We start from the raw sequence: 13,773 nt of genomic DNA, 5'->3' as shown, positions 1-13,773 counted from the left end.
TTGGGAGACAATGGCTATTTACAAATATGACAATAACAGGTATCATTCTTTTATAAATACATTCATAAAAGAAGGTAGAAACAGAATGAGCGGACTGGAAAAGAAATTTGCCACGAAATCAAAAATCGTAAATTATATTACAAATAGAGAATCCACATCAAAAGTGGAAATATCCAAAGAACTGAATCTGAGTATGCCAACAGTTCTGTCTAATGTAAAAGATTTATTGGAAAAAGGCATCATAATAGAAACTGGAGAATATGAATCCACAGGAGGAAGAAAGGCTAAAAGCATTGGAATCAATCCATCCTATCGTTATGCAATGGGAATTGTGATCACTGCAAATCATCTGGGAATGGTGCTGGTAAATCTGAAGTATGAGATCGTGAAATCAGAGAGGATCCGTCTGAAATTTGTACCTGATATGTCATATTGCAGTCAGGTGGCAGATTTTGCGGCGGAATTTCTGGATCATATGAATGATGCAGAACAGAAAGAAAAGCTTCTGGGTGTTGGAATCTCTATTCCGGGAATCATTAATCAGGAGCAGAAACTGGTGATAAAATCCCACGCACTGAAACTTGAAAACTATAGTCTCAGTTTCCTAGAACAGGCATTTTCTGTCCCGGTTTATTTTTCAAATGATGCCAATGCAGCAATGATGGCGGAAGATATGAACACCTATCAGAATGCAATTTATCTTTCGTTGAATCAGACTCTTGGCGGTGCATTCTGCATAGGGGGAAAATTGTTTTCCGGAGAAAATCAGAAGGCCGGAGAATTTGGACATATGATACTTGTACCTCAGGGCCGCAAGTGTTATTGTGGAAAATCAGGTTGTGCAGATGCTTATTGCGCTGCAGGTGCACTTGTTGGTGAGTCAAAGGATTCTGTGGAACAGTTTATGCAGCTGCTTCAAAACAATGATGAAAAGGCAGAGAAGAAATGGGAGGAATATCTTGACTACCTTGCGATCCTGATCTCCAATCTTCGCATGGCATATGATATGGATATCATTCTTGGAGGTGAAATGGGTGGATATCTCTCAGATTATATGATACCTCTTGGGGAAAAAGTAATGAGGTATAATGGATTTGATCATGATCTGAGATATCTGAAAAACTGTTCTTATAAAAAAGAAGCCTCAGCTGTAGGTGCAGCAAAGCATTTCCTGCAGGATTTTATCGGAAAGATATAGCCGAGGGCATTTTAAATCACTGATGATCTGCTGATATACCATAGTAAACAAATATCTGAATATAAAAAATACCCTGATTACAACAAAGAAATGTTGTGATCAGGGTATTTTGTTGTTGTGCGGGAATTCAGCAGATAATTATAAGGAGCGTTATAGTAACATCTGCATAAAAATAAAATCTATACTTTGTGCAACTGGTAGAAATGAGAAATATTTTTAAATGTTTATTGACAAATTTAGAGACTTGAATAATAATGTAATTACTTTAATAAAATATTTAATAAAAGATAATAAAAAACTAGAGGTTCAAAGTACATTCAACAAACAAGGAGGAAAATATTATGTTACAGCAGGTTATGACAAATCCAGGAGAAATTATTTTCAGAGAGGTTCCCGTACCAGAGATTAAAGACAACCAGGTTTTGGTTAAGATTATGAATATCGGTATCTGTGGTTCTGATATCCATGTATATCACGGAAAACATCCTTTTACAAAATATCCGGTAACCCAGGGACATGAAGTATCAGGAGAAGTGGTAAAAACAGGTGATGCAGTAACAGAATTTCATGTGGGACAGAAAGTAACAATTGAGCCACAGGTATATTGTGGACATTGCTATCCATGCCGTCACGGAAAATACAATCTCTGCGAAGAGCTGAAAGTAATGGGATTCCAGACAACAGGAACTGCATCCGAGTATTTTGCAGTTGATGCATCAAAAGTAACACCGATACCGGAAGATATGTCTTATGAAGAGGGCGCAATGATCGAGCCTCTGGCAGTAGCTGTTCATGGTGTTAAACAGATGGGCGATGTAACAGGAATGAATATTGTGGTGATAGGAGCCGGTCCGATCGGAAATCTGGTAGCGCAGTCTGCAAAAGGGATGGGAGCAGCTAAAGTTATGATCACAGATGTCAGTGATCTTCGTCTGGAAAAAGCAAAAGAGTGTGGAATTGACGTATGTGTCAACACAAGGGATAAAAATTTCGGGGAAGCAATGGTAGAAGCCTTTGGACCGGATAAGGCAGATGTTATCTATGACTGTGCAGGAAATAACATTACAATGGGACAGGCAATCAAATATGCAAGAAAAGGAAGCGTGATTGTGCTGGTTGCAGTTTTTGCGGGAATGGCTGAGATCGATCTGGCAGTTGCAAATGATCATGAGCTTGATATCAAGAGCACAATGATGTACAGGCATGATGATTATGTAGATGGAATCAGACTGGTGAATGAAGGAAAAGTGCATTTAAGACCGCTGATTTCTAAAACATTTGCATTTAAGGAATATAAAAAAGCATATCAGTACATTGATGATAATCGTGAAACTACAATGAAAGTAATCATTAATGTACAGGAAAAGTAGTCGTTGTTATCAGTGAAATTTTGAGAAAAGACAAAGAAATAAACATAAATAAGATCAACGGGAGTCTCCTTGAGCAGCGTTAGAAAATCTGCTTAAGGAGATTTTTATGTCTGGAGTTTTTGTGGTTGCATTTTTGTTTTATATGGGTATAATGGTGAGATAAGTCTGCAGATGAAAGGAAGACAATGCTGACAATATAACGAAGGAGCGAAGTATTATGCTGAAAAGATTCACCAGATATGTAACCCAGAGTGTTGCCGGAATGATCGGGATTTCCGTTTATATTCTGGCAGATACTTTTTTTATATCTGTATATTCCGGTGCTGACGGACTGGCAATCTTGAACCTGATCCTGCCGGTTTATGGGCTGATTTATGCGATTGGGGCTATGATCGGGATTGGTTCCGCTACCAGATATGCCATAAGCAGGGCAAAAGGAAAAAATACAGAACATTATTTCGTACAGTCAGTAACCTGGAGTATATTGGCTGCAGTTCCATTTATGCTGATCGGAATCTTTATTCCAGACAAAGCGTTGGCCTTGCTGGGTGCAGATGCCGGACTGATCGGACTTGGACGAAACTATATGAGAATTATTCTGATCGCAACACCATTCTTCATGTCAAATTATACATTTACTGCATTTGCAAGAAACGATGGAGCGCCTTCTATTGCAATGATCGGTTCCATCAGTGGAAGTATCTTTAACATTATATTTGATTATATATTCATGTTCCCGGTCGGTCTGGGATTTTCCGGAGCAGGACTGGCTACTGCAATCTGTCCGATCGTAACAATGAGCGTCTGTACCATACACTACAGAAGCAGCAGAAACCATGTAGGATTCCATTGGAAAAAACCGTCATTCAGACACCTGATTTCCTGCTGTCAGCTGGGAGTTTCCGCATTCGTCGGTGAACTGTCTTCCGGTGTGATCGCCATTGTATTTAACTTTCTGATCCTGGGAATCGCGGGAAATATGGGTGTAGCAGCCTATGGAGTTGTGGCAAACCTTTCTATCGTAGCGTTTGCAATTTTCAACGGTCTGGCTCAGGGAGCACAGCCCCTGATCAGTGAAAGCTACGGAAAAGTTCAGCCCATTCAGGTAAAAAAACTTCTGAAATGGAGTCTGCTCGTATGCCTTGCAGTAGAAGCACTGATCCAATTGATTATCTGGACAGCAACTGACTCGCTGATCGGCATTTTCAACAGTGAAAACAATGTTCAGTTATTGAATTATGCACACACAGGACTGCGTCTGTACTTCCTTGGATTTATAGTGGCAGGAATCAACATTGTACTGGTGGCATATTTCTCAGCAGTAGATGAACCGAAAATTGCGATTGTCGGTTCATTCCTGAGAGGAATTGTTGCAATTGTTATCTGTGCAGTTATACTTGCGAAATTATTTGGATTAAATGGAATCTGGATCTCTTTGCTTGCAGCGGAGACAGTTACGTTTCTGACGATTCTGTTTCTGGCATATAAAGACAGAAGAAAAAGAATGGCAGTTGTCTGAACTTATAGCAAGTAAAGCAGAGAGCGGGATTTGCTTGATTGAAACATTTTCAACCCCCCAGCAGAGCTGGGGAGACTCGTGGACGCAAGGGGCGATAAACGTAGTACCATAATAAAAACCTCCGTTGTACAATAAATGTAGGTCTAGCAAACCACATTAAATACAACGGAGGTATCCATGGATAATCAAAGTTTATCACATAGTCGTTATAATTGCACGTACCATATTGTGTTTATTCCAAAATATCGAAGAAAAGTAATGTTTGGAGCGTTGCGTAAAGAAGTAGGTGAGATATTGGGAAAAGTATGCAAAATGGAAGGAGTAACAATACTGAAGGCAGCAACGCTCCCGGAGCATGTGCATATGTATGTATCGATTCCACCCAAGGTAAGTGTTTCAAAGACCATAGGACGGATAAAGGGGAAGAGCGCATTAATGATATTCGATAGGCATCCGGAATATAGGGAGAGAAATAATCGACATTTTTGGGCAAGAGGGTACTATTGCGAAACAGTCGGTAATGTAAATGAAGCAACAATAAAGCAATATATAGAAGAACAATATGAAAGGGATCGACTGCAAGGAGATTCCGAGAAGTAATAGAAAGATGCCGCTTTTAAGCGGCCACCAGTAACAATAAGATTGGTTTGTTAGACCGCCTTTAGGCGGAAACGCAATCAAGCCCTGGAAGGGCTAACACAAACCACCAGCAGAGCTGGTGGTACTGACTTTGGTTAAAATTCACGAATTGTCCGGATAAAATCAGGCTGTTCAATATTAATCAGTCTGATTTTTCGCTCAATCCCTCCGGCATAACCGGTAAGACTTCCGTCTGAACCTATAACTCTGTGGCAGGGAACGATCACAGAAACCCAGTTATGTCCAACTGCACCTGCATTTATCCATTTCACAGAGCCGGAAGGTGGACCTGGAGCAAAACATGCTGCAATCATTATTGCACTGGCAGCAGGAATTATTGTTGGTATCCTGGCTCAGAGAACACGTCTGTGTATGGTCGGCGGTATCCGTGATGCGGTACTTTTCAGAGAATATAAATTACTGTTCGGCTTTGCTGCAATTCTTGTGACAGCACTGGTAATGAATCTGATCCTCGGTGCAGTTACAGGAACATCCTATTTCAATTCGGGATTTGCGGGACAGCCGATTGCACATACAGACAGACTGTGGAACGCACTGGGAATGTATCTGGCAGGCTTTGGATGTATTCTCCTCGGTGGATGCCCGCTTCGTCAGCTGATCCTTGCAGGCGAGGGAAATACAGACTCCGCTGTGACCGTTCTCGGTCTGATGGCAGGTGCTGCCTTTGCCCATAACTTCGGACTGGCATCTTCCGGTGAAGGTCCTACAGCAAACGGAAAGATCGCAGTTATTATTGGGATTGTGATAGTTGCTGTAATTGCGGCAGTGAACTCCATGAGAAAAGAAGAAGCCTGATTGTCGGAATGCAGACATTATTTCCGCAATCAATACGCTCACTTTGCGGAAAGTATTTTTTTAGACGCACTCTAAAAGGAGAGAGAATGAAGAAAGTAGATGCAAGAGGTTTATCCTGTCCGGAACCAGTGATCCGTGCAAAGAATGCAATGGAATCCGGAGACAAAGAATATGAGATCCTGGTTGATAACGTAGTTGCAAAAGAGAATGTATCCAGATTTGCAACACATCAGGGATATCAGGTACAGGCAACAGAGCAGGGAGATGATATCCTGCTGAAACTTACAAAATGATCACATATATAGCAACCTTCTATTCCCATTATGGAGCTATCCAGTTTCGAAGAAACTGCCAGGCAATGAATCTGAGTGCAGAAGTCATGCCGGTCCCAAGAGATTTAAGCTCCTCCTGCGGAACCTATGTGAGATTTCATACAGAAGCGGACTTCCCGGAGAAAACAGAGGAAGTCGAGCAGATTGTCAGAGTAGAACCGCAGGGATATGTTGGGATTTATCATGCGGATGAAGAATAAGGTTACTGTGAACGGAGTGAACAGTAACAGAATAAGAGAACCCTTCTGTGGACAAATTGTCGGCAGAAGGGTTCTTGTTTATTTTATAGAGATACAGGCATAAAATATTACTCCTGTGAAGGCATATCTTTACTAAGTTTCAGCAGCGCTTCAGCAAGATTGGAGTCCAGGATCAGTACATCCACCAGACCACCTTTTAAAGCACTTAATACAGCATTTGCCTTGGACACACCTGATACAAGGGAAATCTTGCGATCGATTTTTTTGAACTGATCCATGCTGATTGATATCATGCGTTCTTTAAGTGTAGTATTACATTCCTGTCCGTCATCGTCAAAGAAGCGAAGGGCAATATCACCGGAAACATTTTCCTGTTTCAGTTTCTCCAGATCTTCGGTAGGCATAAAGTCCGGAGATGCAAGAACGGATTCTTCTGTTGGATAGAAACTTCCGATACCGCTTACAGAAATTGTAACGTGGTCAAACATCTTGAACACCCGCTGATTATTCTTTTCTTCCTTCATGATCCGGGAGGCTTCTTTGCTGCTCATAAGAGCGTCTGTGAGAAGATAATAGTTCTCTCCGAAGAAAGCCTTTGCCATGCGGGATACCAGAGTTCGCACATCCAGTTCATTTTCACAGCAGGCAATACTGCCATGAAGAGTGACAAACTTCGCATTTACCTTCTGGGAAGGATTGAGGTAATTGATCATATGGTAAACAGTACTGCCCCAGGTGACGCCCAGAATATCACTTTCTTTGATCACACGCTGAAGATAACGGGCTCCCTCCATGGCCACCAGCTTCTTGGCATTTTCCTCTGCCATTTCTGATTCCGAACCGTCATCATTGGAAATTACAGGTGCAATGATGATGTCTTTTAAATGAAAACGATTTCTTAACTGTTCTTCAAGACGGATACATTCGATATATGGATCACGTATTACAAATTCGACGATTTTATCTTCTCTTGCTTTATTAAGTAACCGGGAAACGGTTGTTACAGAAATTCCCAGCATGGAAGAAATCTCATTCTGAGGTTTGTTTTCAATATAGTAAAGGTATGCAACTTTCAGAACCAGTGAAACAGATTGATGATATTTGTCAATAGCCATGGAAATCACCTCGTAGTATTATTTTTCTTTTCCTGTAAATGACAGGGCATATTTGGAAGCAACCAGAATCGCCTCAATCAGGCTGACTGCGCTTGCCTTTCCGGTTCCTGCAATGTCAAATGCGGTACCATGGTCAACAGAAGTACGAAGAATCGGCATACCTCCTGTGATCGCAACGGTACGGTCAAAGTCCAGTGTCTTGGCAGCAACATGTCCCTAGTCATGATACAATGATAATACACTGTTATAGCGTCCCTGTAAAGCCTGATGGAAAACAGAATCAGCTCCGATCGGTCCGGCTACAGGATAACCCTCTGCCTGAAGTTCCTGCACAGCAGGGATTACTTCTGTCTGTTCCTCGGTTCCGAGAATACCATGTTCGCCGCAGTGAGGATTCAGACCTGCAATTGCCATAGTTCCGTCTTTGACCCCTAATTTTTTAAGTACTTCAAGACTGCGTTTTACATAGTCTTTGATACGTTCTTTGGTTACCATATCACAGGCCTTTCTCAGAGATACGTGACGGGAGAGGAAGAAAATTCTCATACCATGAACTTCAAACATGGTAAGGGGATCTTCTGTACCTGTAAGTGCACCGAAGATTTCTGTGTGTCCGATGTACGGAACACCTGCCAGCTTCAGGGCTTCTTTATTAATGGTAGTGGTTGTGACTGCATCTACTTCGCGGGCATTTGCCAGCTGAATAGATTTCTCCACATATTCGTAAGCTGCCCTGCCACACATAGGATTTACCTTGCCAAATTCAAATCTGCTCATATCGATATTGTCAAGATCAATAAAATTCATAAGCTCAGCATTGTCCACAGCTTCAGCAGGAGACTGAATCACATGAAGCTTCATGTTGCTTCCGGTGATCTTCATGGCATTTTCCATGATCTTTCTGTCACCGACTACAATACAGAGTGCTTTTTCAAATACTTCCGGTTCACAGAGAGCTTTTGCTACAATTTCAGGACCAATACCGGCAGGATCGCCGATTGGTACAGCTATTAATGGTTTCATAAGATATAACCTCCATAATCAATTCTACATATTTAATAATGTTTTCAGACGGGCAATACAGGTATTGATCGCATCCGGATCACCGGTCATGCCGCCTTTTGTGACGATCAGCTTATGTGGGAAATCTCCCTTCATAAAGGAACCACAGGCTGCCAGTGGAATAACTTCATCGATCAGATTCAGTCCCACAGCATTACACTTCTTACATACAGCAGCAGTTACATCTCCGCCGCTTGCATAGAGTCCGGTGAAAGAATCATCTGCCTTTAAGATATTGTAGGCAATATCAGCCATAGACTGATTGATGATATCGCTGACATCATCTACGCTGATCTTCAGTTTTCTGGAATACTGTTTAAAATTAAGACGGTTTTCCGGGTTAATACCATCACCGGTCACACTGAAAAGCCGTCCCTCATTTCCATGTGATAAGATATCCTGCACAACTCTGTCAATCTCTGCCTGACGTGCTTCTTCGCCTTCCAGAAACTGCTTTGTTTTGACAAAAACATTATAGACGGGCTGAGACAGCCATAAGTTTTCCATCTGTACTTTTGCTACAGGGTTAACACTTCCTACTACAGTGAGAATCTTTTGAGAATGTCTGGCTTCTCCCGGAATGATCATTTTCTGTGTCAGTGTGGCAATGAAAGCACCAGGGTCAACAGCGATAAATTTGATTCCGCTTGCGATCACAGAATCGCTGAGAAGATCAATATCTTCCTGTGTGATGGCATCACAGATAATGATCTTGGTTCCAGAAGCCGCGTAATCTTTAATCTTCTGTACAAGATGATCCTTGCCAAGGCTGAGATCCTTCATATAGAGAGAAGCAACGCGGTACTTTGTCTGTTTGAGGAAAAGCTCGGCAACCTGTGCATCCTGGATAGGTGTTTTCGGGTCCAGAGCTACCTCTGTCTTGTTAAGAATTGTTCCATTTACCTGCATATAACCTCCGACTGTGATTCTGCCGGAAGCAGGCGCACATGGAACAACGACAGCAACATAGTCCGGACCCATTGCATCCAGGGCTGCATCTGTTTCACATCCCAGGTTGCCGCGGAGAGTGCTGTCAATTCTTTTACATAGAATCGTAAGATTCAGATCAGTTAACATTTTGGTCAGATTGTAAACCCGGTTATAGGCGGTTTCGCCGTCTACACCGCGGCTGTCTGTTGTGAATGCAATACATTCACAGTCTCCAAGATTGGATAATTCACTTTTTACAAGATTCATGATCGTAGATGTTACATAGCCTTGTTTTTTAAGCATAACCCCTGTTGCATTTGCGCCGGTCAGATCATCTGCGATTACTGCACATTTAACCATAAAAACCTCCTGTGTTCTTTTGCTTGATGAAATACCTTGTTTAATGAAATACCTGCAGCTACAAGGCGCCTGGTGTGGCTGCAGATATTATATAAGATATTGTGTGACTGTGTAATTGTTTTGCGGTCTGGAACAGATATGTAAAACAATTACGGTATTCGAATCATATTGATGATACCTATATGATATAAGAAATGAAAAAATATTTCAATGTTGAGAATATTTTCCAACAGGAAAAGAGTGAAATTATTTTCAGTGTTGAAAAATATGCCGCAATTCAGAGAAAATAGGGTTATGAATTTGACAAGGATTGCGTGGAATGGATATCCATTTGATGTGAAAATATTTTCAATGTTGAAAATACTTGCAGAAACGATTATAGTAAAGACATCAAGAGGAACACAAAAACAAACAGCCCGGAACAAATGGACTGGGGCAATAACAAAAACTAAGAAAATTCAAATCACAGGAGGAATTTACGATGATTAAACAGAACAGAATGTATGGAACACTTTTAAACCCATTATACGAAGGTGTTGATCTGGACGAGCTTTGTGTAGCTACATACCTTGTAGGCGCAAAGAAAGACGAAGAGATCGTGATCAAAGCACAGAGCATCGGTATCGAGCAGACAACAGGTTCCTGGGTAGATGTACCGGAAGAAACAGATGAGGTAAGAGCAAAATACGCATCTAAAGTAATCGGCATCTATGAAGTACCTGCTTTCGAGAACCAGACAAACGTAGATATCCAGGTTGCACCGGACGGAATGCGTTTCTATATCCTGAGAATCGGATATCCGGTAGTAAACATCAAGAACAACATCCCGCTGTTACTTGCAACGATCACAGGAAACATCATGTCAATGCCATTCCTGAAACTCCTTGACATCGACTTCCCGGAAAGCTTTGTAAAAGATTTCCAGGGACCGAAATTCGGTATCGAAGGAATCCGTAAATATCTTGGAGCAGAGAATAGACCGCTGTTAAACAACATGATTAAACCATGTACAGGATATACTCCTGAAGTTGGTGCGAAACTGTTCTTCGAAGCAGCAGCAGGCGGAGTTGATATCATCAAGGATGATGAGCTGATCGGCGGAGACCGCGAGTTCAACAGAATCGAAGACAGAGTAAAAGCAAACATGGAAGCAGCAAGAAAAGCACAGGAGATCAAAGGAGAGCCTACATTATACGCTTGCAATATCACAGATGACGTGAGCAAACTGAAAGAAAACGCCATGAAGGTTATCAACAACGGCGGTAACTGTATCATGGTTGACGTACATGGTGTTGGATATGCAGCAGTCAGAATGCTTGCAGAAGATCCTGAGATCACAGTGCCGATCCTGGGACATTCCTGCTTCAACGGAGCATTCACCTGTTCCCCATACCAGGGCATGAGCTCCAAGGTTGTAAACAAGCTGGCAAGACTTTCCGGATGCGATATCTACCTTACACAGCCGCCATACGGAAAATTCGACAACACATTTGACAACTACATCATCAACATGATCACATCCAAGGCAAAAATGTATGATGTGAAACCAATGCTTCCATTCGTTGGCGGCGGAGTAGTTCCGGGCCTTGTTCCGAAATTCATGAACGATGCAGGAAACGATGTACTCCTTGGTGTAGGTGCCGGCATCCATGCTCATCCAATGGGACCGAGAGCAGGTGCGATCGCTTTCAGAGCAGCAATCGATGCATGCATGAACGATGTACCGCTTCGTGAAAAAGCAAAAGAATGCAAAGAACTTGAAGTTGCAATCGAAAAATGGGGTATCTACGGAGAAGACCACAGCAAGAACTTATATGCAATCTAACTGAATCAGAGAAGTCTCCTGACAGACTGCGAAAAAAATAAGCAGCAGCTGGGGACATGAACGGAAAAGTTTTCTGATTGATTATAAAAAATAAAGCAGTTAAGAGAAGTGGAACAGCAGGCAGGTTACAGACTGTCTGCTGAAGCCACACAGTTTCATAATAGGAAGCTGGGTATTATATATGAAATATGTTGCGGATATGCATACACATACACTGGCAAGCGGGCATGCATACAATACAATCAATGAAATGATACGTGCAGCTTCAGAAAAGAAGCTTGAGATAATAGGTATTACGGAGCATGCACCGGCTATGCCGGGAAGTACAAATGTGTATTATTTCCAGAATCTCAATATTCTGGAAAGAGAAAAATATGGAATTGAAGTGCGATATGGAGCAGAACTGAACATTATCGACTTGAAAGGAACAACAGATCTGGATTCAAGAAGTTACAGAGATCTGGATTACTGCATTGCAAGTCTTCATACCACATGTCTGGTACCTGGAACTAAAAAAGAAAATACCTATGCATTGCTTCAGGCAATGCAGCATCCAAAGGTGCGGATAATCGGACATCCGGACGATGGACATTTTCCAACAGATTATGAAGCCCTGATAAAAGAGGCAAAAGCTCAGGATGTGCTGATCGAACTGAACAATGCTTCCTTTAATCCAAGGGGATTTCGTATTCAGGCATATGAAAATGATATACAAATCCTGAAATTGTGTGTAAAATATGGGGTAGAGATTATGCTTGGAAGCGATGCACACAGAGAAGAGGATGTAGGTGATTTTACCAGGACAGAAAAAATTCTTAAGGAAGTAGATTTTCCGGAGGAACTGATCGTGAACCGTTCCCTTTCATATGTGAAAAACCGGCTTCGGGTGTAGAAAGGGAGGTTTTTATGTTTTCAGTACTAATGAGGGCTTTTTCATTTACCCTGATTATTATTATCGGAATTGTAATGAAATCTACAGGCTTTGTGCCGAAGGATGCAGGTGCATCGGTTAAGAAATTCCTGATCTATGTAACACTTCCTGCATCTATTATCACTAATTTCTCTGCAATAGAGGATATGGGATTTAACATGCTGATAATAGCAGCACTTGGAATTCTTCTGAATGTAATTATGATCGCAGTAGGTGCACTGATCACACGCAGAAAATCCAAAGGAGAACAGGCGTTAAATATGCTCTGTCTTCCGGCATTTAACATTGGGGCGTTCTGTCTGCCGTTTGTGCAGAGTTTCCTTCCGGCTATGGGGAGTGTTACTGCCTGTATGTTCGATGTAGGAAACAGTATTATGTGTACCGGAGGTACTTATGCATTCGTTGCAGAGTATACAGCAGCTTCCGGTTCCAAAAAAGGAATTGATCTTAAATCCTTTGCAAAACGTCTGATTACCAGTCCCCCACTGGTAGCCTATGTAGTTATGTTTATTTTAGCTGTTGCAAATATTGACACACCACCGGTTATTCTTACACTGATCGAGCCAATGGCAAAGGCCAACACATTTGTTGCCATGCTGATGTTAGGTCTTCTGTTCCATATCGAATTCAAGAAAGAATACATGGGTGAGATTTTCAAACTGATCGGAATCCGTCATATCTTTGCAGCAATCTGTGCTGTAATCTTCTATTTTGTTTTACCGTTTGATCTGGTTATCAGACAGACACTTGTTTTACTGTGCTTTGCTCCTATGAGTGCAGTGGCACCAGCCTACACCGGAATGTGTGGCGGTGATGAAGGAATGGCAAGCTGTGCAAACAGCGTGAGCATTCTGTGCAGCCTTGTAGTGATTACTGCTTTGCTGGCAATTATGGGGCTGTATTAAGTTTTATGAATATGTGAATAAGTGAAAAAACGGGGGCTGTCGGTAAATAAAGTTTTTTAGAACTGACAGCACCAAACAAAAATATCCTGACAGTTACAAGGCTTTCTGGCTCTGCAACTTGTTCAGGATATTTTTATTTTAATAACTAAGACTTCCCATACCCCAAATGGGCTTCGCACCTTGAAAATTCAATATTTCAGCTAACAAAATAGCAATTTATGCCATCGCAGTCCCTGGATGGAGTGCATTACGCAGATATTCTGGCAGTCTGGATTCAAAATCAGCAATAAGGGCAGAAAGCTGCTCGTCACTCAGCTTCAGGATTTCCTGAAGGCTCGCCATTAAGGCATCCATCAGGATGCCAAGTGATCTGCTGAAAGTAATATCTGCCATTTCATCAACGAGAAAAAAGAATAGCTCTCCCAGCGTTCTCTGGTCTTCGTTCTGCCGTTGTTCCGTTGCGAGTAGCATATATCTGGTAAACACAATTGCTACGTGAGCAGTTAGTGCATCATAAGATAAACTGTGACACTCTCCAATCAGGTTGAGCATGGACTTACAGGTTTTGAAG

The 13,773-nt window shown here is 41.7% G+C and carries 13 protein-coding genes and 3 pseudogenes; 11 read left to right on the top strand and 5 right to left on the bottom strand.

The window, feature by feature from the left end:
* Positions 1-85: 85 nt before the first annotated feature.
* From ACTNC0_RS04705 to tnpA, 4 genes are all read left to right on the top strand, one after another.
* On the top strand, positions 86-1,198 hold the full coding sequence (locus ACTNC0_RS04705; protein ID WP_441086515.1) for an ROK family transcriptional regulator: 1,113 nt from the start codon (positions 86-88) through the stop codon (positions 1,196-1,198).
* A gap of 341 nt (positions 1,199-1,539) precedes the next feature.
* Positions 1,540-2,568: a zinc-dependent alcohol dehydrogenase gene (locus tag ACTNC0_RS04700; protein WP_441086514.1), complete on the top strand. Its 1,029-nt coding sequence runs from the start codon at positions 1,540-1,542 to the stop codon at positions 2,566-2,568.
* A gap of 217 nt (positions 2,569-2,785) precedes the next feature.
* Positions 2,786-4,087, top strand: coding sequence for an MATE family efflux transporter (locus tag ACTNC0_RS04695; RefSeq protein ID WP_441086513.1), 1,302 nt, complete (start codon positions 2,786-2,788; stop codon positions 4,085-4,087).
* A 177-nt stretch (positions 4,088-4,264) separates the two neighbouring features.
* The gene (gene tnpA / locus ACTNC0_RS04690; protein WP_441086512.1) at positions 4,265-4,687 is read left to right on the top strand and encodes an IS200/IS605 family transposase; all 423 of its coding nucleotides are present in this window, start codon (positions 4,265-4,267) and stop codon (positions 4,685-4,687) included.
* Positions 4,688-4,821: 134 nt separating this feature from the next.
* Here tnpA and ACTNC0_RS04685 read toward each other — a convergent pair.
* Positions 4,822-4,980, bottom strand: a pseudogene (locus ACTNC0_RS04685) (methylated-DNA--[protein]-cysteine S-methyltransferase); the annotation flags it as partial.
* On the opposite strand from ACTNC0_RS04685, the gene yedE reads away from it, so the two are divergent.
* From yedE to ACTNC0_RS04670, 3 genes are all read left to right on the top strand, one after another.
* Entirely contained in the window at positions 4,928-5,542 is a 615-nt protein-coding gene (gene yedE, locus ACTNC0_RS04680; RefSeq protein ID WP_441086642.1) for a YedE family putative selenium transporter, read from the top strand. The pseudogene ACTNC0_RS04685 and the gene yedE sit on opposite strands and share 53 nt — an antisense overlap.
* 86 nt (positions 5,543-5,628) lie before the next feature.
* The gene (locus tag ACTNC0_RS04675; RefSeq protein ID WP_022380030.1) at positions 5,629-5,835 is read left to right on the top strand and encodes a sulfurtransferase TusA family protein; all 207 of its coding nucleotides are present in this window, start codon (positions 5,629-5,631) and stop codon (positions 5,833-5,835) included.
* The gene (locus ACTNC0_RS04670) at positions 5,832-6,074 is read left to right on the top strand and encodes a DUF3343 domain-containing protein (protein WP_441086511.1); all 243 of its coding nucleotides are present in this window, start codon (positions 5,832-5,834) and stop codon (positions 6,072-6,074) included. Before ACTNC0_RS04675 ends, ACTNC0_RS04670 begins: the two co-directional genes overlap by 4 nt.
* 107 nt (positions 6,075-6,181) lie before the next feature.
* On the opposite strand, the gene ACTNC0_RS04665 is transcribed toward ACTNC0_RS04670, so the two are convergent.
* The 3 genes and pseudogenes from ACTNC0_RS04665 to ACTNC0_RS04655 form a co-directional block, all read right to left on the bottom strand.
* Entirely contained in the window at positions 6,182-7,189 is a 1,008-nt protein-coding gene (locus ACTNC0_RS04665; RefSeq protein WP_441086510.1) for a sugar-binding transcriptional regulator, read from the bottom strand.
* Positions 7,190-7,207: 18 nt separating this feature from the next.
* Positions 7,208-8,212: pseudogene (gene pdxA / locus ACTNC0_RS04660) on the bottom strand (4-hydroxythreonine-4-phosphate dehydrogenase PdxA).
* Positions 8,213-8,236: 24 nt separating this feature from the next.
* Entirely contained in the window at positions 8,237-9,541 is a 1,305-nt protein-coding gene (locus tag ACTNC0_RS04655) for a four-carbon acid sugar kinase family protein (RefSeq protein WP_441086509.1), read from the bottom strand.
* Positions 9,542-9,781: 240 nt separating this feature from the next.
* Between ACTNC0_RS04655 and ACTNC0_RS04650 the strand changes: the two genes are divergently transcribed.
* From ACTNC0_RS04650 to ACTNC0_RS04635, 4 genes are all read left to right on the top strand, one after another.
* Complete coding sequence (locus ACTNC0_RS04650) at positions 9,782-10,030, top strand: hypothetical protein (protein ID WP_441086508.1); 249 nt, start codon at positions 9,782-9,784, stop codon at positions 10,028-10,030.
* On the top strand, positions 10,023-11,366 hold the full coding sequence (locus tag ACTNC0_RS04645) for a RuBisCO large subunit C-terminal-like domain-containing protein (protein ID WP_294650380.1): 1,344 nt from the start codon (positions 10,023-10,025) through the stop codon (positions 11,364-11,366). The genes ACTNC0_RS04650 and ACTNC0_RS04645 overlap by 8 nt, the downstream gene beginning before the upstream one ends.
* 181 nt (positions 11,367-11,547) lie before the next feature.
* The gene (locus ACTNC0_RS04640) at positions 11,548-12,258 is read left to right on the top strand and encodes a phosphatase (protein ID WP_441086507.1); all 711 of its coding nucleotides are present in this window, start codon (positions 11,548-11,550) and stop codon (positions 12,256-12,258) included.
* 14 nt (positions 12,259-12,272) lie between these two features.
* A complete protein-coding gene (locus ACTNC0_RS04635) occupies positions 12,273-13,202 on the top strand; it encodes an AEC family transporter (RefSeq protein ID WP_441086506.1) in 930 nt (309 codons plus the stop codon).
* Positions 13,203-13,418: 216 nt separating this feature from the next.
* Here the strand turns inward: ACTNC0_RS04635 and ACTNC0_RS04630 are convergent.
* Positions 13,419-13,773: pseudogene (locus ACTNC0_RS04630) on the bottom strand (IS4 family transposase); the annotation flags it as partial.

Source organism: Blautia sp. HCP3S3_B11 (assembly GCF_052064435.1).
Taxonomy (GTDB): domain Bacteria; phylum Bacillota; class Clostridia; order Lachnospirales; family Lachnospiraceae; genus Blautia_A.
The sequence above is the reverse complement of the archived record's forward strand: the minus strand, read 5'-3'. Positions and strand labels throughout refer to the sequence as shown.

Bases quoted from the DNA above. Each gene is read 5' to 3' on its own strand.
- ACTNC0_RS04670 (WP_441086511.1), top strand. From the start codon at position 5,832: ATGATCACATATATAGCAACCTTCTATTCCCATTATGGAGCTATCCAG.
- ACTNC0_RS04665 (WP_441086510.1), bottom strand. From the start codon at position 7,189: ATGGCTATTGACAAATATCATCAATCTGTTTCACTGGTTCTGAAAGTT.
- ACTNC0_RS04655 (WP_441086509.1), bottom strand. From the start codon at position 9,541: ATGGTTAAATGTGCAGTAATCGCAGATGATCTGACCGGCGCAAATGCA.
- ACTNC0_RS04675 (WP_022380030.1), top strand. From the start codon at position 5,629: ATGAAGAAAGTAGATGCAAGAGGTTTATCCTGTCCGGAACCAGTGATC.
- ACTNC0_RS04645 (WP_294650380.1), top strand. From the start codon at position 10,023: ATGATTAAACAGAACAGAATGTATGGAACACTTTTAAACCCATTATAC.
- tnpA (WP_441086512.1), top strand. From the start codon at position 4,265: ATGGATAATCAAAGTTTATCACATAGTCGTTATAATTGCACGTACCAT.
- ACTNC0_RS04635 (WP_441086506.1), top strand. From the start codon at position 12,273: ATGTTTTCAGTACTAATGAGGGCTTTTTCATTTACCCTGATTATTATT.
- ACTNC0_RS04640 (WP_441086507.1), top strand. From the start codon at position 11,548: ATGAAATATGTTGCGGATATGCATACACATACACTGGCAAGCGGGCAT.
- ACTNC0_RS04705 (WP_441086515.1), top strand. From the start codon at position 86: ATGAGCGGACTGGAAAAGAAATTTGCCACGAAATCAAAAATCGTAAAT.
- ACTNC0_RS04695 (WP_441086513.1), top strand. From the start codon at position 2,786: ATGCTGAAAAGATTCACCAGATATGTAACCCAGAGTGTTGCCGGAATG.
- ACTNC0_RS04700 (WP_441086514.1), top strand. From the start codon at position 1,540: ATGTTACAGCAGGTTATGACAAATCCAGGAGAAATTATTTTCAGAGAG.